26 protein-coding genes are annotated in these 25,095 nt (G+C 35.8%); 25 read left to right on the forward strand and 1 reads right to left on the reverse strand.

Translation table 11 applies throughout. The features are described 5' to 3' along the window. Positions 1-141 precede the first annotated feature (141 nt). The 6 genes from ACIQ0M_RS08445 (at position 142) to ACIQ0M_RS08470 (ending at position 5,098) form a co-directional block, all read left to right on the forward strand. The gene (locus tag ACIQ0M_RS08445; RefSeq protein WP_396151411.1) at positions 142-540 is read left to right on the forward strand and encodes a hypothetical protein; all 399 of its coding nucleotides are present in this window, start codon (positions 142-144) and stop codon (positions 538-540) included. A gap of 95 nt (positions 541-635) precedes the next feature. After that, positions 636-1,166: a DUF6252 family protein gene (locus tag ACIQ0M_RS08450; RefSeq protein WP_396151412.1), complete on the forward strand. Its 531-nt coding sequence runs from the start codon at positions 636-638 to the stop codon at positions 1,164-1,166. 315 nt (positions 1,167-1,481) lie between these two features. Further along, positions 1,482-3,380 carry a tetratricopeptide repeat protein gene (locus ACIQ0M_RS08455; protein ID WP_396151413.1) on the forward strand — a complete coding sequence of 633 codons (1,899 nt, stop codon included), beginning with the start codon at positions 1,482-1,484 and terminating at the stop codon, positions 3,378-3,380. A gap of 74 nt (positions 3,381-3,454) precedes the next feature. Next, positions 3,455-3,721 (forward strand): hypothetical protein, encoded by a 267-nt coding sequence (locus ACIQ0M_RS08460; RefSeq protein ID WP_396151414.1) that lies wholly within the window; start codon positions 3,455-3,457, stop codon positions 3,719-3,721. 4 nt (positions 3,722-3,725) lie between these two features. Beyond that, the gene (locus tag ACIQ0M_RS08465) at positions 3,726-4,376 is read left to right on the forward strand and encodes a response regulator (RefSeq protein ID WP_396151415.1); all 651 of its coding nucleotides are present in this window, start codon (positions 3,726-3,728) and stop codon (positions 4,374-4,376) included. 29 nt (positions 4,377-4,405) lie between these two features. Then, on the forward strand, positions 4,406-5,098 hold the full coding sequence (locus ACIQ0M_RS08470) for a DUF4230 domain-containing protein (RefSeq protein WP_396151416.1): 693 nt from the start codon (positions 4,406-4,408) through the stop codon (positions 5,096-5,098). Here ACIQ0M_RS08470 and ACIQ0M_RS08475 read toward each other — a convergent pair whose 3' ends face one another. After that, complete coding sequence (locus tag ACIQ0M_RS08475; protein ID WP_396151417.1) at positions 5,099-5,407, reverse strand: rhodanese-like domain-containing protein; 309 nt, start codon at positions 5,405-5,407, stop codon at positions 5,099-5,101. It abuts the gene before it with no gap. Between the two features lie 238 nt (positions 5,408-5,645). Between ACIQ0M_RS08475 and ACIQ0M_RS08480 the strand changes: the two genes are divergently transcribed. From ACIQ0M_RS08480 to ACIQ0M_RS08570, 19 genes are all read left to right on the forward strand, one after another. Next, complete coding sequence (locus ACIQ0M_RS08480) at positions 5,646-6,236, forward strand: TetR/AcrR family transcriptional regulator (RefSeq protein WP_396151418.1); 591 nt, start codon at positions 5,646-5,648, stop codon at positions 6,234-6,236. A gap of 94 nt (positions 6,237-6,330) precedes the next feature. Beyond that, positions 6,331-7,404 (forward strand): 1,2-phenylacetyl-CoA epoxidase subunit PaaE, encoded by a 1,074-nt coding sequence (paaE, locus tag ACIQ0M_RS08485; protein WP_396151419.1) that lies wholly within the window; start codon positions 6,331-6,333, stop codon positions 7,402-7,404. A gap of 20 nt (positions 7,405-7,424) precedes the next feature. Beyond that, entirely contained in the window at positions 7,425-8,381 is a 957-nt protein-coding gene (gene paaA, locus ACIQ0M_RS08490; protein WP_396151420.1) for a 1,2-phenylacetyl-CoA epoxidase subunit PaaA, read from the forward strand. A 70-nt stretch (positions 8,382-8,451) separates the two neighbouring features. Beyond that, complete coding sequence (paaB, locus tag ACIQ0M_RS08495) at positions 8,452-8,736, forward strand: 1,2-phenylacetyl-CoA epoxidase subunit PaaB (RefSeq protein ID WP_396151454.1); 285 nt, start codon at positions 8,452-8,454, stop codon at positions 8,734-8,736. A gap of 1 nt (position 8,737) precedes the next feature. Beyond that, positions 8,738-9,490: a 1,2-phenylacetyl-CoA epoxidase subunit PaaC gene (gene paaC, locus ACIQ0M_RS08500; RefSeq protein WP_396151421.1), complete on the forward strand. Its 753-nt coding sequence runs from the start codon at positions 8,738-8,740 to the stop codon at positions 9,488-9,490. A gap of 51 nt (positions 9,491-9,541) precedes the next feature. Next, positions 9,542-10,042, forward strand: a complete 501-nt coding sequence (gene paaD / locus ACIQ0M_RS08505) for a 1,2-phenylacetyl-CoA epoxidase subunit PaaD (protein WP_396151422.1) — start codon at positions 9,542-9,544, stop codon at positions 10,040-10,042. A gap of 97 nt (positions 10,043-10,139) precedes the next feature. After that, entirely contained in the window at positions 10,140-10,922 is a 783-nt protein-coding gene (locus ACIQ0M_RS08510; protein WP_396151423.1) for an enoyl-CoA hydratase-related protein, read from the forward strand. Further along, positions 10,912-12,075 carry a 3-hydroxyacyl-CoA dehydrogenase NAD-binding domain-containing protein gene (locus ACIQ0M_RS08515; RefSeq protein ID WP_396151424.1) on the forward strand — a complete coding sequence of 388 codons (1,164 nt, stop codon included), beginning with the start codon at positions 10,912-10,914 and terminating at the stop codon, positions 12,073-12,075. The genes ACIQ0M_RS08510 and ACIQ0M_RS08515 overlap by 11 nt, the downstream gene beginning before the upstream one ends. Then, on the forward strand, positions 12,075-12,479 hold the full coding sequence (locus tag ACIQ0M_RS08520) for a PaaI family thioesterase (RefSeq protein ID WP_396151425.1): 405 nt from the start codon (positions 12,075-12,077) through the stop codon (positions 12,477-12,479). Before ACIQ0M_RS08515 ends, ACIQ0M_RS08520 begins: the two co-directional genes overlap by 1 nt. Positions 12,480-12,497: 18 nt before the next feature. Then, positions 12,498-13,001, forward strand: a complete 504-nt coding sequence (locus ACIQ0M_RS08525) for a hypothetical protein (RefSeq protein WP_396151426.1) — start codon at positions 12,498-12,500, stop codon at positions 12,999-13,001. Positions 13,002-13,003: 2 nt separating this feature from the next. Next, the gene (gene pcaF / locus ACIQ0M_RS08530) at positions 13,004-14,209 is read left to right on the forward strand and encodes a 3-oxoadipyl-CoA thiolase (RefSeq protein ID WP_396151427.1); all 1,206 of its coding nucleotides are present in this window, start codon (positions 13,004-13,006) and stop codon (positions 14,207-14,209) included. A gap of 51 nt (positions 14,210-14,260) precedes the next feature. After that, positions 14,261-16,756 carry a phenylacetic acid degradation bifunctional protein PaaZ gene (gene paaZ, locus ACIQ0M_RS08535; RefSeq protein ID WP_396151428.1) on the forward strand — a complete coding sequence of 832 codons (2,496 nt, stop codon included), beginning with the start codon at positions 14,261-14,263 and terminating at the stop codon, positions 16,754-16,756. 78 nt (positions 16,757-16,834) lie between these two features. Beyond that, positions 16,835-17,584, forward strand: coding sequence for an enoyl-CoA hydratase/isomerase family protein (locus ACIQ0M_RS08540; RefSeq protein WP_396151429.1), 750 nt, complete (start codon positions 16,835-16,837; stop codon positions 17,582-17,584). An 85-nt stretch (positions 17,585-17,669) separates the two neighbouring features. Then, positions 17,670-18,266, forward strand: a complete 597-nt coding sequence (locus ACIQ0M_RS08545) for a transferase hexapeptide repeat family protein (RefSeq protein ID WP_396151430.1) — start codon at positions 17,670-17,672, stop codon at positions 18,264-18,266. Between the two features lie 67 nt (positions 18,267-18,333). Next, positions 18,334-19,614, forward strand: coding sequence for a dihydrolipoamide acetyltransferase family protein (locus ACIQ0M_RS08550; protein ID WP_396151431.1), 1,281 nt, complete (start codon positions 18,334-18,336; stop codon positions 19,612-19,614). 43 nt (positions 19,615-19,657) lie between these two features. Then, positions 19,658-20,722, forward strand: a complete 1,065-nt coding sequence (locus tag ACIQ0M_RS08555; protein ID WP_396151432.1) for a branched-chain amino acid aminotransferase — start codon at positions 19,658-19,660, stop codon at positions 20,720-20,722. A 101-nt stretch (positions 20,723-20,823) separates the two neighbouring features. Then, positions 20,824-22,887 (forward strand): thiamine pyrophosphate-dependent enzyme, encoded by a 2,064-nt coding sequence (locus ACIQ0M_RS08560; protein ID WP_396151433.1) that lies wholly within the window; start codon positions 20,824-20,826, stop codon positions 22,885-22,887. 438 nt (positions 22,888-23,325) lie between these two features. Continuing rightward, positions 23,326-24,372 (forward strand): helix-turn-helix domain-containing protein, encoded by a 1,047-nt coding sequence (locus tag ACIQ0M_RS08565; RefSeq protein WP_396151434.1) that lies wholly within the window; start codon positions 23,326-23,328, stop codon positions 24,370-24,372. 8 nt (positions 24,373-24,380) lie between these two features. Then, complete coding sequence (locus ACIQ0M_RS08570; protein WP_396151435.1) at positions 24,381-24,896, forward strand: hypothetical protein; 516 nt, start codon at positions 24,381-24,383, stop codon at positions 24,894-24,896. Positions 24,897-25,095 lie beyond the last annotated feature (199 nt).

Here is a 25,095-nt window from a genome sequence, read left to right on the forward strand (position 1 = left end):
ATTTTTAGCCCAAATTATTTTTGAAACCAAGCAAAACACATCAAAATTTAGCATGGCTTAAACCGAAGCTATACAAGTATTAGAAAATGATAGTAAAGGAAAATAAGGGTTTATTCACAGCCTGACGGTGCTCAGGTTAAAATGTTTACCAACTTCAGATTGATTAATACACATTATGTTTCTGCACCAAAAGAAAATAAAGTGATTGGTTTAAAAGGGGCTCAAACGTTTGATAATATTCAGTCAAAAGTTGTGTTTACGCAGGGGAAAATTGGACTAGGAGCCGAAACACAGTATACAGGATCTCTAAAAACCCCTCTTGAGATTGATGGTGTAATTAAAAAAGAGAAAATGGTGGTTTATTCAAAACAAGGATCAGCAACGGTAACTTCTATCACTCCCATTGTTATTGTAGGTCCAAGTTATAGCGAAAATACCAAATGGTTAGACGTTGATTCTCAAAAATACGCTTTAGGATTGTACAATGCAGGCAGTAAAATGTTGAAACACCACACCACCGAATTTCTAAGTAATTACTAATAAAACTATAAAATACGGCATTTGCCTTATTGAAAGTGACTAAGATTAGTATCAATTTTGACTCGAATTATTAACCAATTTAAATTTTAACAATTATGAAAACAATTAAATTTATCTGTGCGTGCTTTTTAGTAACAACTTCTTTTTTTGTAACATCATGTAGTAGTGATGATGATGGAGGCGGGAGCGGAAGTGCAGCTGCCGGAACTATTACGGCTAAAGTGGATGGTAATAACGTTACAACTTTAGAAATGACAACATTTGCTAATCAAGTTGGTTCAATGTTAAGTATTCAAGGTAATACCGGAGGAACTTCCAGTAAAGCAATCGTTTTGAATATAACTACTTTTGATGGGGTAGGTACTTACGATATTGGTGGAACTTTAGGTCTAGGACAAGCAAATGCTAGTTATACAGAAATTACAGTTGATATTTCAAATCCAACTGCTTTTGAATCAAAAATATGGTCTGCACCTTATGAAGGGGGCGATAAAGTAGGTGAGATTAATGTATCTGAAGTAACTGAGACAAACATCAAAGGGACATTTACATTCTCTGCAAAAAATACGGATGATAACAGTATGAAACAAATAACACAAGGTTCATTCAATGTTGAATTGAACTAATTTTTTTAGTGGTTTTTTATACTTCCCAATCGAAAATCTGCTTCGGTTGGGAAGTTCTTTTTATACGGCATTTGTCGTATTGTTTCACAGTGTTAATTATCTGAATTTTGTCCTATCCCAACATTCAAAAAAATGAAAACAATCAAATCATTACGCATCGTGCTGCTCCTTTATTTTATGGTATTTTTAGTTTTACTACTCAATTTAATCGTGGTTTTAAAGTAAGCATTTTATTTTGAATCAATATTTACTAAACATTTTTTGTTGACTTCATTACAAAAGATTAAATTTGATTAGTTCCAAACTTCAAACAAGATGACAAAAAAACTAAATGGTATCATTTTTTTCGGATTATTTTGTATGCAACTTGTTGCTCAAGTAAATGAGCATAAAGTTGTTGACAGTTTGAATTTGAAAGCATTGAAAATATATGCTTCAAATACAAATGAGGCCATGACATTTCTCACTGAGGCCGAAAAAATTTCCCGCAGGGAAAAACTTAATTTGTCTTTGGCTTACACCTTAGACAACATGGGAATTGTAACTCGAGTTAAGGGTGATTATGAAAAAGGAATTGATTTTTCTGAAAAAGCATTGGCTTTAACCAAAAATTCTAAAATAGTTGCTTCAGCTTATAACAATATAGGTTCCTGCAAAAGAAATCTTGGCTTGTATGAAGAGGCGTTAAAAGCGTATTTAAAATCAATTAAGATTTACGATAAAAACAAGGATTTTTTAAACCAAGCTATTATCAATAATAATTTAGGTTTGGTTTATAAATCACTTGGAGTGGTTGAGAAAGCCAAAATCTATCATGAAAAAGCCATTGATGCTTATCAAAAACTATATCATCAAAAAGGACTTTCGGAAGCCTATAACAATTTGGCGATTGTGTATGTGGAAGAAAATAATTTAGAGCAAGCATTATTCTATTTTAAAAAATCACTTGATTTTGAAATACAACTTAATGACAAAAGAGGAATTGCCGAATCATTAAATAATGTTGTTGGCGTTTACTATTATTTGGAGCAAACAGATTCAGCTTTTATATATTTTAATAAAGCTTTAAAAACGGAGTATTCCATTCAAAATTTTGCCGGATTAGCGTCTTCTTATAATAATATTGGTGATGTTCATTTGTATAAACAGGACTATAATGCTGCAAAAAAATGTTTTGACAGTGCCTTTTTTTATGCCAAAAAATCCAAATCAGCTTTTGATATAGAAAACACATTAAATTATTATGCTTTATTGTATGAAGCCAAAAATGACTATAAAAAAGCAAGTGAATTTTATAAAAAGAAAGGAGTTTTTCATGATAGTATCCAAAAATTATCCAATGTAAAACAACTTCAAGAGCTGGAAACAAAATACCAAACCGCCAAAAAAGATACAGAAATTGCTAAAAACAGAGCCGATTTAGCCGAAAAAGAATTGAAATTAAAAAAGAAAAACACAATAATTTTTGGTTCATTAGGTTTTGCTTTTGTACTGGGATTGTTGGGTTATCTTTTATATAATCAACAAAAAATTAAAAATAATCAACTTATCAAGGAAGCCGAACTCAAAGAAGCTCTTGTTAAAATTGAAACCCAAAATAAATTACAAGAACATCGATTACAGATTTCAAGAGATTTGCATGATAATATTGGTTCACAACTTACCTTCATCATTTCTTCGATTGATAATTTGAAATATTTTGACATCGCCAAAGAGAAACTAGTTTCCAAATTTGATAACATTAGCGGTTTTACCAAGAACACGATTACCGAATTGCGTGATACCATTTGGGCCATGAATAAAAACGCTATTTCTATTGAAGATTTGCAAATTCGAATCACCAATTTTATTGATCAAGCAAAATTAGCGACTCAGGGAATTTCCTTTGATTTTGCTATTGAAAAGAACGTAAACGCCTCACATGAATTTTCATCTATTGAAGGAATGAATATTTACCGAATCATTCAAGAGGCGGTCAATAATGCGATTAAGTACGCCAATGCTTCTCAAATAAAAATTCAATTGCAACAAGAAAGCAATAAGATGATTTTCTCTATCAGCGATAACGGAATTGGTTTTTCAGAAGGCGAAATTGAACTCGGAAATGGTTTGAATAACATGAAAAAAAGAGCCTTAGAGTTAAAAGCTGAATTAAAGATTGAAGCAGAAAAAGGAAAAGGAACGATGGTTTCGATTTCCAAAGATAATGTATAGAATAAGGCAATTGCCGTATGGATTTCAGTTTTGCTTTTCACTACATTTGAATGTTGTCAAAAATTGTAATTATCATGAATCATTCCCTTTTAATCGTATTTATTTTCATTAATTTGTTTTTGATTTTATATTTCAAACGAAAAAACAGTGAGAATACAAAAGAGCATCTTTACCGTGTTTTTTGTATACAAGATCAACTGGTTTCAGAAAAAAATAAAAAAGACAAAATGAATGATTCCATAAATAATTTAGCTGAATTGGAAGAAAACACGCAGCAACAATTAACCGCCATTCAATTGAAATTGGAATTTTTACATCTTTTTAGTAAAACTAATTTTTAAAAAAATGAACATCAAACTCGCTATCATAGATGACAATAGTTTTTTGATTAAAGCCATTCGGGAGAAATTGTCATTTTTTGAAGACATTGTCATCAAATTTACGGCTTTAAACGGAGCGGAGTTGTTAACGAAATTGGATGAAAATCACAATTTAGATGTTCTTTTAATGGACATCGAAATGCCGGTTTTAAACGGAATTGAAGCAACCGCAATCGTCAAACAAAAATATCCACACATTAAAGTGATTATGCTTACGGCTTTTGACAATGATGAAAATATTTTCAACGCCATCAAAGCCGGAGCCGATGGTTATTTGCTCAAAGAAGTCAACCCGACCGATTTGCACCAAGGTATCATTGAAACACTCAATGGCGGTGCTGCGATGAATCCATCTATTGCTTTGAAAACTTTAAAATTATTGCGAAATCCCATCGATTTTGATGCGAAAACGGAAGAAGAAGAAATCAAACTTTCCACGCGTGAAATTGAAGTGTTGGAGCAACTTTCAAAAGGACTAAATTACAACCAAATTGCCGATAATTTGATTCTTTCCCCTTCCACCGTTCGAAAACATATTGAAAATATTTACACTAAATTACAAGTACACAATAAGTTAGAAGCCATTCAAAAAGCCAAATCGAATAAGTTGATATAAATTTTTATCTTCGTATAAATTTATAGTCGATGGCTACACGAAGAAATCAATCCACAGAAACACAGATTAAGAATGTATTGGTGCCAATTATTCAGGCAATTGGCAGGTCCGGTAAATTAATTTATTTGATTATTATTGGGATTGTTATATTTTTTGCTTACCAATTTTTTACTCGCTCGTCCGCTTCTTCAACCATTGAATACAATTCTGCATTAATTGAAAAACAACTTAAAAATGTTTCGAAATTAGTAGTGACAGAAGGACATTATTCACAAGTGATGACCTATAAAGATCAAAAGAAATACTTCATGGATATGGTTTCTTTTGAGAAGAAAGCGTTAATGGTCGTAAATGCAGATGTGACGGTTTCATATGATTTGAGTCAAATTAAGTATGATATAAATGAAACGACAAAAACCATTTCTATTAAAAATATTCCAGAGGCGGAAATGAAAATCAACCCCGATATTCATTTTTACAGCATCGATGAAAGTACCTTTAATCCATTTGGCACAGCCGATTACAATAAAATCAATAAAAAAGTAAAAGCTGAAATTGCCAAAAAAATGGAAAAATCAAAATTGAAAACAAACGCCGAAAACCGATTGATTAGCGAATTGTCTAAAATTTTGATTTTGACAAATACAATGGGTTGGAAATTGGAGTATAATGGAGAAACCGTTCTGACATCAACCGGTTTGTCCAAAAAAATTAAAACCTGATTATAATCTACCCTCTAAACTTTCCCAACCGCCACCATTCATCACTTCCACACCGCTGTTTTTCAGTATAGAAGCCGCTTGACCGCTTCGCATACCGGAACGACAACACACAATAACCGGTTTATTTAATTTTTTAATCTCTGCTGCTTTTGAAAAAATGGTGTCCAACGGAATATTTTTTGAACCTTTGATGTGCCCTTCTCTATATTCTCCGGCAGTTCTCACATCAATAATGACCGCTCCTTTGTCCATGAATTCTTTTACACTTTCCGATTTTCCTCCAATTCCTAACATACTTAATAATCCCATGTTTATTTTTTTTAATTAGTTTTTTAACTTTATGAATCTTAATTGCTTAATGGTTCAATTATTTTTTAAATTTCTAAAATTTCTTCAACCTATGTTCAAATGAAAAGCTCATCTTTTTGATTTTTCAATTCTTTAGATTTTTTTGATATTTTAATTTGAAACAAAAGTAACAACTTCTTCAAAACCATTCCGTAACAAAAGTTACCGAACTCAAAAAAACTCTCTATCTTTGAATCGTATGAAAATTTCCGATAGAAAAACTGAGATTATTGCCGTAGCGGCTCGCTTGTTCAAAGAAAAAGGATACAGTGCCGTAACCATGCGTGACATTGCCCAAGCAATGGATATCAAAGCCGCAAGTCTGTATAATCACATTCAATCCAAACAGGAAATTTTGGTGCTTATTATTATTGAAATTGCAGAAGAATTTACTTCGGTGATGAACGAAATAGTTTCTTCCAACCTTTCAACCTTAAAAAAAATTGAAAGAGTAATTCAATTGCATATCAAAATCACGTTACGAAATTCTGATGCATTAGCCTGTTTAAATAACGATTGGATGCACCTTACGGATGATCAATTGTCGTATTTTATTAAAATGCGGGAAGACTACGAACAAAATTTCAGAAAAATTATTCAAGAAGGAATTCAAAACGGTCAACTAAAAAAATCCAATCAAGATGTCATGGTTTATGCCATTCTTTCCTCTTTGCGAACCATGTATCTTTGGCATTCCAAATCAAAAGGGTTGGATGAAAAAACATTATTAAAATCCTTTACCTCGCTCTATTTTAAAGGTTTGGAAAATGAAATGATTGCCGGTAATTAACAATTGTTAAATTTTCAAACGTTTTCGTATTTCAAAAAAAATCAGTAAATTTGCCTATTAAACTAACAATTGTTAGTTTTGATTAATACGATTTATGGCAAATTTTTATAACCTTACTGTTGCGGACATTTACAAGGAAACCAAGGATTGTTCCGTAATAACGTTTGATGTTCCGGAGGAATTGAAACCCCTTTTTCAGTTTCAACAAGGGCAACATTTAACACTAAAAAAAGATATTAACGGTGAAGATGTAAGGCGTTCTTATTCCTTATGTTCGAGTCCGCTTGAAAATAAATGGCAAGTGGCTGTTAAAAAAATAAATGGAGGGTTGTTTTCTTCTTTTGTAAATGAAAAATTAAAAAAAGGAGATGTAGTAGAAGTGATGCCACCTAACGGAACGTTTCACACACAAATTGAACCTCAAAAAGCTAAAAATTATATCGCATTTGCAGCCGGTAGCGGAATTACACCGATTTTGTCCATTATCAAAACACATTTAGCCGCAGAACCAAATGCAACGTTTAAGTTGTTTTATTTAAATCGAAGTGTAAAATCCATTATCTTTAAAGAAGAAATTGAGCAATTAAAGAATGTTTATTTCAATCGCTTTGAAATTTTTCATTTTTTAACCAAAGAACATCGTTCTGCAGAATTGTTCAACGGTAGATTTACGAAAGAAAAAATTAACATACTAACCGATAAAATTATTGATGTTTCCTCTACAGATGCTTGTTTTATTTGTGGACCGGAAGAAATGATTTTCCTTTTGCGTGATGAATTGCAAGCTGCCGGTTTACCAAAAGAAAATATCCATTACGAACTGTTTACTTCGGGAATGTCAGAAGATGATAAAAAACGCATTTCTCAAATTTTAGAGAAAAAAGTAGAAGGCACAGAAGTAACGATTATTGATGGTGGAAAAGAGTTTCACTTTGTGATGGGTGAAGATTTTGATAATTTGTTAGACGGAGCCATCGCAGCCGGTGCCGATTTACCTTATGCTTGCAAAGGTGGTGTTTGTAGTACATGCCGTTGTCAAGTGGTAGAAGGCGATGTTGAAATGAAATTAAATTATTCGTTAGAAGAAGATGAATTGGCCAAAAACTACGTATTGAGTTGTCAGGCCGTTCCGTTATCTAAAAAAGTAGTCATTGATTTTGGTATTTAATCCTTAAAAAATTAAAAAAAATGTCTGAAAAAGAATTAAAAAGTTTAGAAGATTTATTTCAAGCCCGCATCGATCGGGACGAAAAAATTGAACCGAAAGAGTGGATGCCGGAGAAATACCGTCAAACGCATATTCGTCAGATTTCGCAACATGCTCATTCTGAAATTGTGGGAATGTTACCTGAAGCGAATTGGATTACGCGTGCACCTTCTTTACGTAGAAAGGTAGCTTTATTGGCAAAAATTCAAGATGAAGGCGGTCACGGATTGTATTTATACAGTGCAGCTGAAACATTGGGAATTTCAAGAGAAGAAATGTACGAGCAATTGCATTCGGGAAAGGCAAAATATTCCAGTATTTTCAACTATCCTGCCGTAACTTGGGCGGATATGGGTGCTGTGGGTTGGTTGGTTGATGGTGCGGCCATCATGAACCAAGTGGCATTAATGGGAACTTCTTACGGACCGTATGCCAGAGCAATGGTTCGTATTTGTAAAGAAGAAAGTTTTCACCAACGTCAGGGTTATGAAATTTTACTAACTTTATGCAATGGAACACCGGAACAAAAAGCAATGGCACAAGATGCCTTGAATCGTTGGTGGTGGCCCTCGTTAATGATGTTTGGACCTAAAGATGCCGAATCTCCTAATACCGAACAATCCGTAAAATGGAAATTAAAACGCAAAACGAATGACGAATTACGTCAACAATTTGTAGATCAAACAGTTCCGCAAGCTAATATTTTAGGATTAACCATTCCTGACTCTAATTTAAAATGGAACGAAGAACGCAAACATTACGACTTTGGTGATTTAGATTGGGATGAGTTTTGGCAAGTAGTTAAAGGACACGGACCATGTAATAAACAACGTTTAGAAGCCAGAAAATCGGCTTGGGAAAAAGGAGCCTGGGTACGTGATGCAGCCGTGGCGTATGCTGAAAAACAAGAAGATAGAGAATTGAAAAAAGCAATATAAATTCTGTTGTCTGTTATCCGTTGTCTGTTCTATACCGACAACCAACAACCGACAACCGACAACCTATAAAATTATGAAAAACTGGCCTCTTTGGGAAGTATTTATCAGAAGTAAAAACGGATTAGAACACCGTCATTGTGGTTCGTTGCATGCCGCAGATGCTCAAATGGCTTTGCAAAATGCACGCGACGTTTACACCAGAAGAATGGAAGGCGTGAGCATTTGGGTCGTACCTTCAACTCAAATTACCGCTTCCAATCCGGAATTAAACGGAGAAACTTTTGAACCGGCAATAGACAAAGCGTATCGTCATCCTACTTTTTATGAACTTCCGGACGAATTAAAACACATGTAACATGAATCAAAATTTAATTCAATACATCTTTGGAGTTGCTGATAACTGCTTGATTTTAGGTCAACGTCTTGGTGAACTTTGTGGTCACGGACCCAGTTTAGAAACCGATATTGCTTTAACCAATATTTCACTTGATTTATTAGGTCAAACCCGAAGTTATTATCAGTATGTTGCCAAATTACAAGGAGGTGATGCGACCGAAGATACCGTTGCCTTTTTACGTTTGGAAAGAGAATACAAAAATGTATTGTTAGTGGAACAGCCAAATACCGATTTTGCCTATTCTATTGCAAAACAGTTTTTGTTTGATGTATTTCATTTGGCATTATTAAATGAATTACAAAATAGCAAGGATGATATGCTCAAAGCAATTGCCAATAAAAGTATCAAGGAAGTTTCGTATCACGTACGTTTTTCTTCTGATTGGATTAAACGATTAGGCGATGGAACTGAAGAAAGTCATCAAAAAATCCAAACTGCAATCAATGATTTGTGGATTTTTACCGATGAATTATTTCATCAAACCGATGCGGATAAAGAAATGGTACAGCTTGGAATTGGTGTCGATGTAACCTTGTTAAAAGAGGAATATTACAGAAAAATAAACTCCATTTTAGAAGAAGCTACACTTGAAATTCCTCAAGTTGAGTATTTTCAAAAAGGAGGTAAGTTAGGAATTCACAGTGAACACATGGGCTATTTGTTGTCTGATTTGCAATATATGCAACGCACATATCCTAATATGACGTGGTAAGATTTTAGCGAACTTAGCGTAAAACCTTTATCTCCTTTGCGGTTAAATAAAATGACAGAACAAATCCAACATATCGACCAACAACTTTTCGAAATTCTCGAAACAGTTTCCGATCCGGAAATTCCGGTTTTATCGATTATGGAAATGGGTGTCGTTCGTTCTGCAAAATTACAAAATGGAATCGTGAACGTTGAAATCACTCCCACCTACAGCGGTTGTCCGGCAATGGATGTAATTGGTGATGACATCAAAAAGGCCTTTCATGAAAAAGGATTACAGGCAACAGTAGAACTCGTTCTCTCACCAGCATGGACCACCGATTGGATTATTCCAAAAGGTCGTTTAGCTCTTGAAAAATATGGTATTGCAGCTCCTTTAAATGAAACTGCTGACAAAGAAGCATTATTAGGTAATAAAAAAGTAGTAAAATGTCCACAATGTGGTTCATTCAATACAAAATTAGTGAGTCAATTCGGTTCAACAGCTTGTAAAGCATTATTTCAATGCGACGATTGCTTGGAACCTTTTGACTATTTTAAATGTTTAAAGTAATAAGATTAACGATTGTAGAATGTTGATTTTTGATTTTTAGAAGTTGAAAGAGTTCTAATCATCAAAAATCGTTAATCATCAATCTTAAATAAATAATATGACCAATTCCATCGAATTAAATATAAACAATAAAGTAGCCTTCATTTCATTGAACAGACCGGATGTGTTCAATAGTTTCAACCGTGAAATGGCTTTGTCTTTGCAAAATATTTTAGATAATTGTGCAACAGATACTTCTATTCGAGCCATTGTGATTACCGGAAACGGAAAAGCTTTTTGTGCCGGACAAGACTTAAAAGAAGTCACAGACCCGGACTTAAATCCCGGTTTCAGAAAAATTTTGGAAGAACATTACAATCCGATTATACAAAAAATACGAACGATTGAAAAACCAATCATTGCAGCAGTTAATGGTGTAGCAGCAGGAGCAGGTGCCAATATTGCTCTAGCTTGTGATATTGTCTTAGCTTCCGAAAATGCATCTTTCATTCAAGCCTTCAGCAAAATCGGATTAATCCCTGATAGTGCCGGAACATTTTTCCTGCCTAGATTAATCGGTTTTCAAAAAGCTTCCGCTTTAATGATGTTGGGTGGTAAAGTTTCTGCAGTTGAAGCGGAGAAATTAGGAATGGTTTACAAAGTAATTGCACTAGAATCATTTATGGACGAAGTAACCAAATTAGCCGAAACCTTAGCAGAAATGCCAACCAAAGCCATCGGTTTAACCAAACGATTATTGAATCAGTCCATGACAAATAATTTAGAAAATCAATTGACATTAGAATCTGATTTACAAATTGAAGCCAGTTCTTCCAACGATTATAAAGAAGGCGTAACCGCTTTTGTTGAAAAAAGAAAACCGCAATTTAATGGGAACTAATTTGAAAATAGCAGTTATCGGTTCAGGCACTATGGGAAGCGGTATCGCACAAGTAGCTGCTACAGCCGGTTGTGAAGTTCATCTTTACGACACCAATCACACCGTATTGGAAAAGAGTAAAATTAACCTTGAAAACACGTTGACCAAATTAGTTGAAAAAGCCAAAATTGATGAAACTGAAAAAAACAGAATTATCAATAATATTTCCTATGCAACTTCATTTGCCGAGTTATCCCATTCCGATTTAGTCATCGAAGCCATTATTGAAAATTTAGATATCAAAAGAAAACTATTTTCAGAATTAGAAAATTATGTTTCACCCGAAACCATTTTAGCCTCGAATACATCTTCTTTATCCATCGCTTCCATTGCTGCTTCCTGTCAAAAACCGGAACGTGTAATTGGGATTCATTTCTTTAATCCGGCTCCTTTAATGCAGTTGGTTGAGGTAATTCCTGCTGTTCAAACGAGTCAAGTAGTAATTGAACAAACCGTTCAAACCATCACAGATTGGAAAAAAGTTGTTGCCATTGCCAAAGATACTCCTGGTTTTATTGTCAACCGTGTGGCTCGTCCTTTTTACAGTGAAGCACTTAGAATTTATGAAGAAGGAAAAGCGGATTTCGCCACCATAGATTGGGCCATGAAAACCATCGGCGGATTCCGAATGGGACCTTTTGAGTTGATGGATTTCATTGGAAACGATGTCAATTATACCGTTACTGAAACCGTTTTTACCGCTTTTTATTTCGATCCGAGATACAAACCTTCTTTCACTCAAAAACGACTTTCAGAAGCCGGTTTTTTGGGTAGAAAATCAGGAAGAGGATATTATGATTACACTGAAGAATTACCAAAACCAACTGAAGATATTCAATTGGGACAATATATTGTAGATAGAATTTTAGTGATGCTCATCAACGAAGCTGCTGAAGCTTACTTTTTAAATATTGCCTCAGTAAAAGACATCGATAATGCCATGACCAAAGGAGTAAATTACCCAAAAGGATTACTTGCTTGGGCAGACGAAAAAGGAATCAATTGGTGCGTCGAAAAAATGGATGAATTATATGATGAATATCACGAAGATCGCTACCGCTGCAGTCCGATTTTAAGAAAAATGGAACGTGAAAGTTTAACTTTTTACAAATAATGAATCCTTCTGAAATTGTAAATAAAATGTTCCAAAACGATGCTTTTAGCCAATGGCTCGGCATTGCCGTAGAGGAAATTTCAGAAGGAAAATGCGTTTTATCCATGACCATCCGCAAAGAAATGACAAACGGTTTTGGCATCGCTCACGGCGGAATCACGTATTCATTGGCCGATAGTGCTTTGGCATTTGCCGCTAATTCACATGGTCGTCAATCCGTTAGTATCGATACTTCAATTAACCATATTGAAGCATTGAAAGAAGGTGATAAGATCATTGCCATCGCAACCGAAAATGCTCTAAAAAAAAAATTTGGGTTTTATACCATCGAAATAAAAAAAGAAGAAAAAACAGTCGCACTTTTCAAAGGAACTGTCTTCAGAAGCGAAAAAGAGTGGAATTAATTTAACAATCATAAATAAATGAAAAAAATACTTGTTTTAGGTCTGCTATTGTTATCGTTGACCGGTTTTGGACAAAATGATACAATTTCTGAGAAAGATGAAGAAAAGGTTTTAAACGCTATGAGTAAAATGTTTAATTCAGAATTTGATATTGAAATCGATGCGTCGGTTTATAGTGTCAATCAAGGTAGTTCCTATTTTACAGAAGACGAAAAGTCAGCAATCATAGCAATGCTTGTTCCTGCTTCTTTTGAAAAGATGAAAGCGGATATGAATAAAGATAAAAAAAAGGAAGGTCTCAAAACACTAGAAAAAGGAGAATTGTTAATGAATGGTAAAAGAGTATTATTTATTAAACAATTGGTTGAAAAAGAAGGTGAAGAATACATCATTTATATTTATTGCAAAGAGCATAACGAAGAATCATCACTTACAATGACTTCTTTTTTTGAAAAAGGAAAAGAATCAGTTTATAAACCACATATTGATAAAGCAATCGCTTCTTTAAAACTAAAAGAATAATAATGAGTCAAGCATACATCATAGACGGAGTCCGCACTCCAATCGGAAGTTATCAAGGAACCTTATCAGCCGTTCGACCGGATGATTTAGGAGCTTTGGTCATCAAAACCGTTGTAGAAAAAAATCCAAACATTCCAAAAGAAGCCTATGACGATGTCATCATGGGTTGTGCCAATCAAGCCGGCGAAGACAATAGGAATGTGGCAAGAATGTCCTTATTACTAGCGGGACTAGCGTATTCAGTTCCCGGTGAAACTGTAAATCGTTTGTGCAGTTCGGGATTATCAGCTATCATTCATGCCAACCGTGCCATCAAATCCGGAGACGGACACATTTTCATAGCTGGAGGAATCGAAAACATGACTCGCGGACCATTAGTGGTTTCCAAACCATCAGCTGCTTTTGGAACCGACAGTAAAATGTACGATTCCAGTTTTGGATGGCGTTTTATCAATCTGAAAATGCATCAACAATATGGAACGGATGCCATGGGAGAAACCGCAGAAAACTTAGTTGATAAATACAATATCTCAAGAGAAGATCAAGATGCTTTTGCCTTTAATAGTCAAATGAAAGCCACTGCAGCTCAACAATCCGGACGCCTAGCAAAAGAAATTGTAGCAGTTGAAATTCCACAACGAAAAGGAGATGCAATTTTATTTGATAAAGATGAATTTGTAAAACCAAATTCAACGTTAGAAGGATTATCAAAACTCCGTCCGGCCTTTAGAAAAGAAGGAAGTGTGACCGCAGGAAATGCATCCGGATTAAATGACGGAGCAGCCGCAACCATCATCGCATCTGAAGAAGCCGTAAAAAAATATAACCTCAAACCATTAGCTCGAATCGTTAGCTCGGCTGTGGTTGGAGTAGAACCAAGAATCATGGGAATTGGTCCAGTTGAAGCCACTAACAAAGCATTAGCGAAAGCTGGTTTAACTTTAGCCGATATGGATATTATTGAACTAAATGAAGCCTTTGCCGCACAAGTACTAGCTTGCACCAGAGCTTGGGGAATTGCCGACAACGACCCTCGATTAAATCCAAATGGTGGTTCGATTGCTATCGGTCATCCGCTTGGCGTAACAGGTGCCAGAATTGCCTATTCTGCTGCTTTGGAATTGCAACTAACCGGAAAGCGATATGCTTTAATTACAATGTGCATTGGAGTTGGTCAAGGCTATGCAGCCATTATTGAAAGAGCTTAAGAAAAACTTAGCGAAAATCCTTTGCGTGCTTTGCGGTTAAAAAGATAAATTATGAACAAAACACAACATTACATCCTAGGAAAATGGACCACCGGAACCGGTGAAGGAATTCCTTCATTCGATGCCGTTACAGGAGAATTTATCGCTTCCACAACAGTAGAAGGTTTAGATATTCCTGCCATTTTGCATTACGGAAGAACTAAAGGTGGAGAAAAACTCCGCAAAATGACTTTCCAAGAACGTGGAAACATGATAAAAAGTTTGGCCTTATATTTAACCAAACGCAAAGAACAATTCTACGAAATCAGTTACCGCACCGGAGCAACACGAGTAGATTCGTGGATTGATATCGAAGGTGGTTTCGGAAATTTATTTGCCAACGCATCTTTAAGAAAGTTATTCCCTAATCAACCGTATCATGTAGAAGGCGATCCAATCGATTTGTCAAAAGGCGGTCGATTCATGGCTCATCATATTTTAGTACCCAAAAAAGGAGTGGCGATTCACATCAATGCATTCAACTTCCCGATTTGGGGAATGTTAGAAAAATGTGCCGTCAACTGGATGGCCGGAATGCCGGCAGTAGTTTTACCGGCTCCAGTAACTGCTTATTTAACTGAAGCAGTCGTAAAAGAAATCATCGCATCCAACATACTTCCCGAAGGAGCATTACAACTTATTAGCGGTACAGCTAAAAATATATTTGATACGGTAGAAAGTCAGGATGTGATTACTTTTACCGGTTCAGCCTCAACCGGAAGATTATTAAAAGCTCATCCAAGAATCATTCAAGAATCCGTTCCGTTTACCATGGAAGCCGATTCTTTAAATGCTTCCATTTTGGGAGAAGATGCCGTTCCCGGAACACCCGAATTTCATTTGTTTATTAACCAAGCTCGAAGTGAAATCACCGTGAAATGTGGACAAAAATGTACCGCCATCCGTCGAATGATTGTCCCTGAAAAATTAATCGACGACGTTCAAATCGCTCTAGGAAAATCCTTAGACAAAGTATCCATTGGCGACCCACGATTGAAAGAAGTTCGAATGGGAGCTTTAGTAAGCAAAGCCCAAGCCGATGTGTTGAAAAACAGAGTAAATGAATTATCCAAAACAGCTTCGGTTGTGTATGGAAATTTAGAAAAAGTGAACTTGATTGGAGCAAATGAAAAAGGTGCTTTTGTGAGTCCGATTGTGTTGCGGGAAGATAATCCATTTCACAATCTTTCTGTACATGAAACAGAAGCTTTCGGACCGATTTCAACCATCATGCCTTATAAAAATTTAGACGAAGCAATCGAATTAGCACAGATGGGTAAAGGTTCATTAGTTTCATCCATAGTGACTAACTCAGATGAAATTGCCAAAGAATATGTTGTTAATGCCGCTTCTCACCACGGTAGAATTTTGGTTCTAAATCGTGAAAATGCTAAACAAAGTACCGGTCATGGTTCGCCACTTCCCTTATTAATTCACGGAGGTCCCGGCCGTGCCGGAGGCGGAGAAGAAATGGGTGGTGTTCGCGGCATCAAACATTACATGCAGCGTTGTGCTATTCAAGGTTCACCCACCACATTGACCGAAATCACCGGAATTTATCAACCGAATTCGGCTTACAAAGAAATTTCGCAACACCCGTTTCAATACCATTGGGAAGATATTCAACCCGGAATGTCACTCAAAACGCATAAACGCACTGTCACCGATACTGACATCATCAATTTTGCCAATTTAACGTGGGATCATTTTTATGCTCACACCGACATCACTTCGTTAGACGGAAGCATTTTTGAAAAACGAACCGCACACGGATATTTTATTTTAGCTGCTGCTGCCGGATTATTTGTGTATCCAAATAAAGGACCGGTTGCCGCCAATTACGGATTGGAAGAATGCCGTTTTTTACGTCCGATTTATCACAACGATACGATTTATGTTCGCCTAACCTGCAAACAAAAAATCGAACGCGACGTCGCTTCAGCTGAGCATCCAAGCGGAATTGTAAAATGGTTTGTGGAAGTTTTTGATGCCGAAAATGAACTCGTTGCTGTCGCCACTATTTTAACCATGGTTCAGAAAAAGCAAGAAGTTTTTATAGAAATGACCGATGAGAAAGTAGCCGAGTGCATCAATAAACTCAAACCGGACACCAAGCCTCAATGGGGAATTTTAACTCCACAACACCTCTTGGAACATTTAGAGCAAGGATATCGTATTTTATCCGGAGAAATTCAAGATTTTGAAATTGCAACGCCTGAAAAGATTTTAGATAAAGTACATAACTCGTTATACAATTACGAAAAATTCCCAAAAGGAACCGCTTTTCCAACCATGAAAAAAGGAGAATTGGAAGATTTGATTCATCCTAATTTTGAAACAGCCAAAGCAAAATTTTTCGAGGCCAGAGAGTCGTATAAATTATTTTTCAAAGAAAATCCGGAAGCTAAATTAAAGAACATGGTGTTCGGACATTTGAATAAATATGAATCGTATTTGCTCGAACGAAAACATTTGAACCATCATTTTGAACAATTTGGAATACTATAATTATCGATTGAAGATTAACGATTTTTGAATACTGAATTGAAATTCTAAAATCGTTAATCTTCAATCAAATAAATCAATATGGAAGCATACGTTAAAATAGAAATAAACAATTACATCGCCACCATCGAGTTTTTTCATCCCGAACAAAATTCGTTACCCAGTGATGTTTTAAAAAAATTAGCCAACACCATCACCGAAGCTGGAAACAACGACGAAGTGAAAGTCATCATCCTCAAAAGTGGTGGCGACCGTACGTTTTGTGCCGGAGCCAGTTTTAAAGAACTAATCGCCATCAACGATGCCGAAACCGGAAAAGTATTTTTCTCCGGATTTGCCAATGTCATCAACGCCATGCGTAAATGTCCAAAATTCATCATCGGACGAATTCAAGGGAAAACGGTTGGTGGTGGCGTAGGAATCGCTTCTACAACCGATTATTGTATGGCTACAAAATTTGCATCAATCAAACTAAGTGAACTCAATGTCGGAATCGGACCATTTGTTGTTTCACCTGCCATTGAACGCAAAATGGGTGTGTCAGCTATGTCACAAATCGCCATTGATGCCAACACCTTTTATGAAGCGAATTGGGCAAGAGAAAAAGGATTATATGCGTCTGTTTTTGAAACGATTGAAGAATTAGATGAAGCCGTTCAAAAATTTGCAGAACACCTTTGCACCTATAATCCGGAAGCCATGCTGGAAATGAAAAAGATTTTCTGGCGAGGCACCGACGATTGGGATAATCTATTAGCCGAAAGAGCCGCCATTAGCGGACGTTTAGTTTTATCGGATTTTACGAAAGAAACGTTGAAGAAATTTAAATAAAGAATATAGAAAATAGAAGATAGAGAATAGACAAAACCAAATATCTATTTTCTATATTCTATTCTCTTTTATCTAAAAAAAAATTATGATCTACGAATTCAAAGGGTTCATCCCCGTCATACACGAAAGCAGTTTTATCCATCCGCAAGCAGCGGTTACGGGAAATGTAATCATTGGGAAAAACGTGTATGTGGGTCCCGGAGCTGCCATTCGTGGTGACTGGGGAGAAATCATTATTGAAGACGGTTGTAATGTGCAGGAAAATTGCACCATCCATATGTTTCCGGGTAAGTCAATGATTTTGAAAGAAGGAGCTCATATCGGTCATGGAGCCATTATTCACGGAGCCAATATCGGTAGAAATTGTTTAGTAGGTATGAATGCTGTCATCATGGATGATGTGAATGTGGGTGACGAATGTATCATTGGAGCTTTAGCCTTTGTAAAAGCCGGCATGCAAATTCCCAACCGAAAAATGGTCGTTGGAAATCCGGCGATCATCATCAAAGATGTTTCAGACGAAATGATTGATTGGAAAACAAAGGGAACGGCATTGTACCAGCAATTACCATCAGAATGTTATGAGTCATTGAAAGAAGTTGAGCCATTACGAGAAATACCGGAGAATCGTCCATCGCAAGAAGCTTTTTATAAAACATTAGAAGAATTTAAAAATAAGTAGTCAGTCTCAGTCTCAGTTTTCAGATATAATTGGAACTGCGACTGCGACTGCGACTGAAGACTAAAATATGATAACAGAATTCAAAATGCCCAAAATGGGCGAAAGCATATCAGAAGCCACCATCATCAGTTGGACAAAAAACGTTGGTGATTATATTGAAGCGGAAGAAACTCTTTTGGAAGTCGCTACCGATAAAGTCGATAGTGAAGTACCATCACCTGTTTCCGGTACCATTACTGAAATTCGTTTTCAAAAAGATGATGTGGTGGAAGTGGGGACTGTTTTGGCGTTAATAAATGAAAAGGCTGGAAGTCAGAAGCCGGGAGCTGGAAGTCAAAATGTTGAAGTAAAAAAAGATGAAGTAGTTTTAAGTCAAAAAACGGAAACTCGCAACCCGAAACCCGCAACCCGCAACGTTGATGCTTTTCTTTCACCATTAATCATTTCAATAGCTCAAAAAGAAAATCTTTCCTTGGAAGAAGTTCAAAGTATTCCGGGTTCAGGAATTGATGGAAGAATTCAAAAAAGTGATGTATTTAATTATCTAAAAAACAGAAAATATCCATTACAGTCAAAACCGATAACCGACAACCGACAACCGACAACCTTTCCTAAACCTAAAATCAATTTTGTAGAAGGAAAAGACCGAATTGTGGAAATGGATCGCATGCGAAAAATGATTGCTGATCACATGGTATATTCCAAGCAAACATCGCCACATGTAACTTCTTATTTGGAAGTAGATGTAACAAATGTAGTGAATTGGCGAAATGAAAATAAAGATACATTTCAAGAGAAATACGGTGAAAAATTAACGTTTACACCCATTTTTATCGATGCTGTAGCAAAAGCCATTCAAGACTTTCCGATGATTAATGTTTCCGTTGATGAGAACAAAATCATTGTTCACAATGACATCAATATTGGAATGGCAACCGCTTTACCAAACGGAAATTTGATTGTTTCTGTGGTGAAAAAAGCCAATGAAAAAGACATGATATCGATTGCTAAAGAAGTCAATCAGTTAGCAGAGAATGCTCGAAATAATAAGTTAAAACCTGAAGATATTCAAGGAAGCACGTTTACCATTTCTAATGTAGGGACGTTTGGAAGTTTGATGGGAACACCTATCATCAATCAACCTGAAGTAGCCATTTTAGCCTTAGGAATCATCAAAAAAAGACCAGAAGTAATTACCACTGAAAAAGGAGATGAAATTGCTATCAGAAGTATGATGTTTTTATCCTTATCTTTTGATCATCGTGTAGTGGATGGATTTTTGGGAGGGTCATTCTTAAAACGAGTAGGGGATAATTTGGAACAATTTGATACGACTATAAAAATATAATTTCTCTTTTCATTATTTGAATCGAGAGCAAATCATAAATACAATGCAAGAAGTAATGACAGCAATTAAAGTAACAAAAGCAGCACATTCCACTGTTGGAGAAGTTGATTTAAACAATATCGTGATGGGTTTCAAATTCACCGATCACATGTTTGTGTGCGATTATCAAAACGGCGAGTGGATAAATCCGCGAATTGAACCTTTACAGCTTATTCCGACACATCCTGCTGCCATGGCTTTGCACTATGGTCAGGCGATTTTTGAAGGAATGAAAGCCACGTTGGGAAAAGAGGGAACTCCTTTGTTATTTCGTCCTTATGAAAATGCAAAGCGATTAAATTTCAGTGCTAACCGAATGGGAATGCCTACTTTTCCCGAGGATATGTTTGTAGAAGCATTAAAACAATTTACTGCCTTGGAAAAACAATGGATTCCTACCAAAGAAGGAAGTGCATTGTACTTACGTCCGTTTATGTATGCCGATGAACCCTTTATCGGAATGCGTGCCGCAACTAGTTTCAAATTTATAGTGATTGCCTCTCCAGCCGGACCTTTTTTCAGTAGAAAAATTAAATTGTATGCGGAGAAAAAATATGTGCGTGCTTTCAATGGTGGAACAGGAGAAGCTAAAGCTGCCGGAAATTATGCTGCAGCCATTCGCCCAACCGAATATGCCAAAGCAAAATCATATGATCAAGTATTGTGGCTAGATGCTCACTATTTTGAGTACATCCAAGAAGTGGGTACCATGAATATTTTCTTTAAAATTGATGGTAAATTTATTACACCCGATTTAAGCGGTTCTATTTTATCCGGAATTACGAGAATGAGTGTAATTGATTTGTTGCGTTCAAAAGGTTTTGAAGTCATTGAAAAACCCATCAAAATTTCTGAAATCATCGAAGCATCCAAAAACGGGACTTTGGAAGAGGCCTTCGGAACTGGAACAGCTGTTGGAATAGCGATGATTGATGAAATCGGAAACAATGATTTTACGATTAAATTACCGGAAAATAATCCCGTTTCTGTGATGGTAAATGATACCCTAAACGCTATAAAACTTCAAAAAGAAGAAGACCAATTTGGTTGGATTGTTGAAGCGAAGTAAAAATTTTGTGAACACCGATATAAGAAATCAAAGAAATTTTTAAAATTTTTAGAATTTCTTAAATCTGTGTTCCTAAAGAAATAGATTATCAAATTGTAAATATGTTAGACAAAAATATCCTGAAAAAAGCCTTTTCCACCTTGGCAACCGCCAAGTCTATGGCTGAACTGTATGAAGATAATTTCAAAATTGTTTCCAAATACGTTCACGCTACCTCACGCGGTCACGAAGCCATTCAAATTGCAATGGCGATGCATTTATTGCCACAAGATTATGCTTTTCCCTATTACCGTGACGATGCCATGTTACTCGGAATCGGGATGCGTCCGTATGATTTGATGTTGCAATTAATGGCCAAAAAAGAAGACCCGTTTTCAGGAGGTCGAACCTATTATTGTCATCCCAGTTTAAAAGATGCTGATAAGCCGAAAATTCCACATCAATCTTCTGCTACAGGAATGCAAGCGATACCTGCAACTGGAGCAGCGATGGGATTTTGGTATAAAGAAAATATAGGAATTCAAGAAGACAATGAGTTAAAACCAATTGTGGTTTGTTCACTAGGCGATGCATCGGTAACCGAAGGCGAAATTGCAGAAGCCTTTCAAATGGCCGCTTTAAAACAATTGCCAATATTATATTTAGTCCAAGATAATGGCTGGGATATTTCAGCGAATGCCGCCGAAACCAGAGCTCAAAATGCCTTTGAATACGCCAAAGGTTTTAACGGAATCGAAGCCATTTCAATAGACGGAGCAAACTTCACCGAAAGTTATTTGGCTCTTGAAAAAGTGGTCAAAACCATTCGTGAAGAACGTCGTCCGTTTTTGGTTCATGCTAAAGTTCCGTTGTTAAATCACCACACTTCGGGCGTTCGGATGGAGTGGTATCGTGATGATTTGGAAGAAGCAAAATCCCGTGATCCTTATCCGGTTTTAATTCAGCAAATGTTGGATGCCAGATTTTCAAAAGAAGAAATTGAAAATCAATTGGCGGTGGCTTCAGCCACTGTCCAAGAGGATTTTATCAAAGCCCAACAAGCCGAAGACCCAAAACCTGAAGATTTATTCACACACGATTTTGCACCAACGCCCATCACAGAAGAAGTAGGCGAGCGAAATCCATCCCGTGAGGAAAAAGTCGTGATGGTCGATTGTGCCTTATTTGCCGTTGAAGAATTAATGAAAAAACACGCTGAATGTTTGTTATACGGTCAAGATGTGGGCGGACGTTTAGGTGGTGTTTTCCGTGAAGCAGCAACTTTAGCACAGAAATTTGGTGACGAACGCGTTTTTAATACACCAATTCAAGAAGCATTTATCGTGGGTTCAACGGTCGGAATGTCAGCCGTCGGGTTGAAACCGATTGTTGAGGTACAATTTGCCGATTACATTTGGCCGGGATTGAACCAATTATTCACTGAAGTGAGCCGTTCGTGTTATTTATCTAACGGAAAATGGCCTGTGAGTATGATTTTGCGTGTGCCAATTGGTGCCTACGGAAGTGGCGGTCCCTATCATTCTTCTTCTGTTGAAAGTGTGTTGACTAACATTCACGGAATCAAAATTGCGTATCCAAGCAACGGTGCCGATTTAAAAGGTTTGATGAAAGCCGCTTATTACGACCCGAATCCGGTAGTGATTTTGGAGCACAAAGGTCTGTATTGGAGCAAAGTCAAAGGAACCGATTTCGCCCGTGTAAACGAACCAAGCGAAGATTATATGTTACCATTCGGAAAAGCCAATATTGTTCAAGAAATTTGGGAACAAGAAACGGCTGAAACAATGACTGTTATTACATACGGAATGGGTGTTCATTGGGCGTTAAATGCTTCTGAGATTCTTCGCAAAGCTCAGAATGACAAACAGAGGATTGAAATCATCGATTTGCGAACGTTGTATCCGTTGGATGAAGAAGCCATTTTCAAATCCGTTAAAAAAGCCAAAAAGTGTTTGGTTGTTACCGAAGAACCGACTAATAATTCCTTTGCACGCAGCCTAGCCGGACTCATTCAGGAAAAATGTTTCAAACACCTCGATGCTCCCGTGATGGTCATCGGATCCGAAAATATGCCGGCGATTCCATTGAACAGCACGTTAGAATTTACAATGATTCCAAATGTGGATAAGGTTTGTGCGAAGATGGAGGAGTTGTTGAATTATTAGTTTTCAGTAGCAGTTTTCAGTCACAGTTTTCAGTCTCAGTCACAGTTTACAGTTTCAGTCACAGTCACAGTGTTCAGTCGCAGTGTCTCCACAATCTTGTCATTCCGACGCAGGAGGAATCTCATAACATTAGGGAGTAATGCTTATTTAGGATTCAACAACCGGTTACTGAAAACTGCGACTGAAGACTTTTTTCAGAAGCCATTCCAGCTTTCCATTTCAAGTCCGCAGGAAAAACAAAAATTTTCTACACAACAAAAAGAGCTCCCGAAAGCTTTCGGGATTGGTCGCTTTTTTGTAGCAAGAAAATTAATTTGTTTTTCCTTTGCGGGCTTTTCATTTCAATCTGGGCTAGGGGAGTTGCATTTCAAAAGAAATAAGTTTTTAGTTGACAAAACATAATTAATTTTGTATTTTTGTCAACTAAACTAAATAGTCATGAAAGAAATAGTCTCACAAAAACTCAAAAATGCTAGAGCACTCAATGGGTTTTCTCAACAAGAGTTAGCAGATATGATAGGTGTTTCTAAGCAAATGATTAGTAAGTACGAAAAAGGTGAATCTATTCCAAGTAGTTCTAATCTTTTAAAAATAGGGAAATCTTTGAAAGTTAAGATTGATTATTTTTTCAAACCTAGCAAAATTGAGTTAGGAGTTTTGAATTTTAGAAAGAAAAGTTCATTTTCAAATAAAAAACAAGAATCACTTGAGCAATTAATAAAACTTAATTTAGAAAATTATCTAGAGATTGAAGATTTGCTGCAAATTGATTATTCTTTTAAAAATTCAATCGGTAACGAAAAAGTGAATTCTATTAAAGATATAGAAAGGCTAGTTTTATCATTACGAAATGAATGGGAAATTGGTCTTGACCCGATTCATAATATAATCCAACTTTTAGAAGACAATGAAATAAAAGTAATTGAATTGTTTGATGTAGAGGAAACTTTTGATGGTTTAGCAACTTTTGTAAATGACAAATTTCCAGTGATTGTTGTAAATGGGAATTTTCCTGTAGAAAGAAAACGATTTACTTTATTACACGAATTAGGGCATTTACTACTCAATCTTCCGGAATGTGACGTAAAAGCTGAAGAAAATTATTGTAATAAATTTGCCTCTGAATTCCTTTTTCCAAAAAAACTCGTAGTTAAAGAATTTGGTATTAAGCGAGATTTAATTTCATTAAACGAATTGATAGAAGTACAAAAAAAGTACGGTATCAGTATTCAAGCAATAGTTTACAGATTAGTTGATGCGGGAATTTTTACTGAAAACAGAAAAACTGATTTTTACAAAAAAATAAATTTTAATCCAAGTATTAAAGAAAAAGTTAATTTATCAAGATTTGAAACTCCAGAAAAATCAAATCGATTTGAACAACTGGTTTACAGAGCTTTATCTCAAGAAATAATATCTGTAAGCAAAGCATCGTCCTTATTGAATCAAGATATAAATTCATTAATTGAAAATTCACTTTTATAGTTTATAAAATGAGAATTATTATAAACGATGCAAATATTTTAATTGATTTGGTTCATTTAGATTTAATGAATGAATTTATTAAGCTAAACTTAGATTTGAAAACAACGGATTTTGTTTTTGAGGAGCTTAATCAAGATCAAAAAGTTATAATTGAAGCTTATATTAATTCTGATGACATTGAATTAATTCTTACAGATACAGAGGAAGATTTTGAAAGTATTATGACTATTTTAGAAAATAGTTCAGGTTTAAGTTTTGAAGATTGTTCCGTATGGCATTATGCCAATAAACTTGAAGGAATATTACTTTCAGGTGATGGAAAATTAAGAAAACAAGCTATGGCAAACGGTATTTCTGTAAAAGGAATTTTATATGTTTTTGACCAATTATTACTACACGAAATTATTTCCTTTAAACTTGCCATAGAAAAACTAGAGCAACTCTATGAATTAAATCCAAGACTACCAATTCAATCTAAGAATGATAGAGTTGCTAGTTGGTCGTTGGGGAAGTTTGTTGAGTGATTTTTAAGAAGCTAATCCAGCTTTCCACTACAAGTTTTTTTGAAAAACAAAAGTTTTGTAAGCCTTTCCAAGAGCTCCCGATAATTATCGGGATTGGTCGCTTTGTAAAGCCAACAAAACTAATTTGTTTTTTCAAAAAAAGCTTTCCGTTGCAATCTGGGCTAGGGGATTGGGTTTCAAAAGAACTTTTTTATTTAAA

The organism is Flavobacterium sp. (genome assembly GCF_044339515.1).
Lineage (GTDB): Bacteria > Bacteroidota > Bacteroidia > Flavobacteriales > Flavobacteriaceae > Flavobacterium.

What these genes read in the sequence shown, in the direction of transcription:
- ACIQ0M_RS08515 (WP_396151424.1), top strand. Translation starts at nt 10,912, where the DNA reads ATGGGAACTAATTTGAAAATAGCAGTTATCGGTTCAGGCACTATGGGA.
- ACIQ0M_RS08480 (WP_396151418.1), top strand. Translation starts at nt 5,646, where the DNA reads ATGAAAATTTCCGATAGAAAAACTGAGATTATTGCCGTAGCGGCTCGC.
- ACIQ0M_RS08460 (WP_396151414.1), top strand. Translation starts at nt 3,455, where the DNA reads ATGAATCATTCCCTTTTAATCGTATTTATTTTCATTAATTTGTTTTTG.
- ACIQ0M_RS08555 (WP_396151432.1), top strand. Translation starts at nt 19,658, where the DNA reads ATGCAAGAAGTAATGACAGCAATTAAAGTAACAAAAGCAGCACATTCC.
- ACIQ0M_RS08475 (WP_396151417.1), bottom strand. Translation starts at nt 5,407, where the DNA reads ATGGGATTATTAAGTATGTTAGGAATTGGAGGAAAATCGGAAAGTGTA.
- ACIQ0M_RS08450 (WP_396151412.1), top strand. Translation starts at nt 636, where the DNA reads ATGAAAACAATTAAATTTATCTGTGCGTGCTTTTTAGTAACAACTTCT.
- paaE (WP_396151419.1), top strand. Translation starts at nt 6,331, where the DNA reads ATGGCAAATTTTTATAACCTTACTGTTGCGGACATTTACAAGGAAACC.
- ACIQ0M_RS08565 (WP_396151434.1), top strand. Translation starts at nt 23,326, where the DNA reads ATGAAAGAAATAGTCTCACAAAAACTCAAAAATGCTAGAGCACTCAAT.
- ACIQ0M_RS08520 (WP_396151425.1), top strand. Translation starts at nt 12,075, where the DNA reads ATGAATCCTTCTGAAATTGTAAATAAAATGTTCCAAAACGATGCTTTT.
- paaD (WP_396151422.1), top strand. Translation starts at nt 9,542, where the DNA reads ATGACAGAACAAATCCAACATATCGACCAACAACTTTTCGAAATTCTC.
- ACIQ0M_RS08455 (WP_396151413.1), top strand. Translation starts at nt 1,482, where the DNA reads ATGACAAAAAAACTAAATGGTATCATTTTTTTCGGATTATTTTGTATG.
- ACIQ0M_RS08525 (WP_396151426.1), top strand. Translation starts at nt 12,498, where the DNA reads ATGAAAAAAATACTTGTTTTAGGTCTGCTATTGTTATCGTTGACCGGT.
- paaA (WP_396151420.1), top strand. Translation starts at nt 7,425, where the DNA reads ATGTCTGAAAAAGAATTAAAAAGTTTAGAAGATTTATTTCAAGCCCGC.
- ACIQ0M_RS08470 (WP_396151416.1), top strand. Translation starts at nt 4,406, where the DNA reads ATGGCTACACGAAGAAATCAATCCACAGAAACACAGATTAAGAATGTA.
- ACIQ0M_RS08445 (WP_396151411.1), top strand. Translation starts at nt 142, where the DNA reads ATGTTTACCAACTTCAGATTGATTAATACACATTATGTTTCTGCACCA.
- ACIQ0M_RS08560 (WP_396151433.1), top strand. Translation starts at nt 20,824, where the DNA reads ATGTTAGACAAAAATATCCTGAAAAAAGCCTTTTCCACCTTGGCAACC.
- ACIQ0M_RS08545 (WP_396151430.1), top strand. Translation starts at nt 17,670, where the DNA reads ATGATCTACGAATTCAAAGGGTTCATCCCCGTCATACACGAAAGCAGT.
- pcaF (WP_396151427.1), top strand. Translation starts at nt 13,004, where the DNA reads ATGAGTCAAGCATACATCATAGACGGAGTCCGCACTCCAATCGGAAGT.
- ACIQ0M_RS08510 (WP_396151423.1), top strand. Translation starts at nt 10,140, where the DNA reads ATGACCAATTCCATCGAATTAAATATAAACAATAAAGTAGCCTTCATT.
- ACIQ0M_RS08570 (WP_396151435.1), top strand. Translation starts at nt 24,381, where the DNA reads ATGAGAATTATTATAAACGATGCAAATATTTTAATTGATTTGGTTCAT.
- ACIQ0M_RS08465 (WP_396151415.1), top strand. Translation starts at nt 3,726, where the DNA reads ATGAACATCAAACTCGCTATCATAGATGACAATAGTTTTTTGATTAAA.
- ACIQ0M_RS08540 (WP_396151429.1), top strand. Translation starts at nt 16,835, where the DNA reads ATGGAAGCATACGTTAAAATAGAAATAAACAATTACATCGCCACCATC.
- paaC (WP_396151421.1), top strand. Translation starts at nt 8,738, where the DNA reads ATGAATCAAAATTTAATTCAATACATCTTTGGAGTTGCTGATAACTGC.
- paaZ (WP_396151428.1), top strand. Translation starts at nt 14,261, where the DNA reads ATGAACAAAACACAACATTACATCCTAGGAAAATGGACCACCGGAACC.
- ACIQ0M_RS08550 (WP_396151431.1), top strand. Translation starts at nt 18,334, where the DNA reads ATGATAACAGAATTCAAAATGCCCAAAATGGGCGAAAGCATATCAGAA.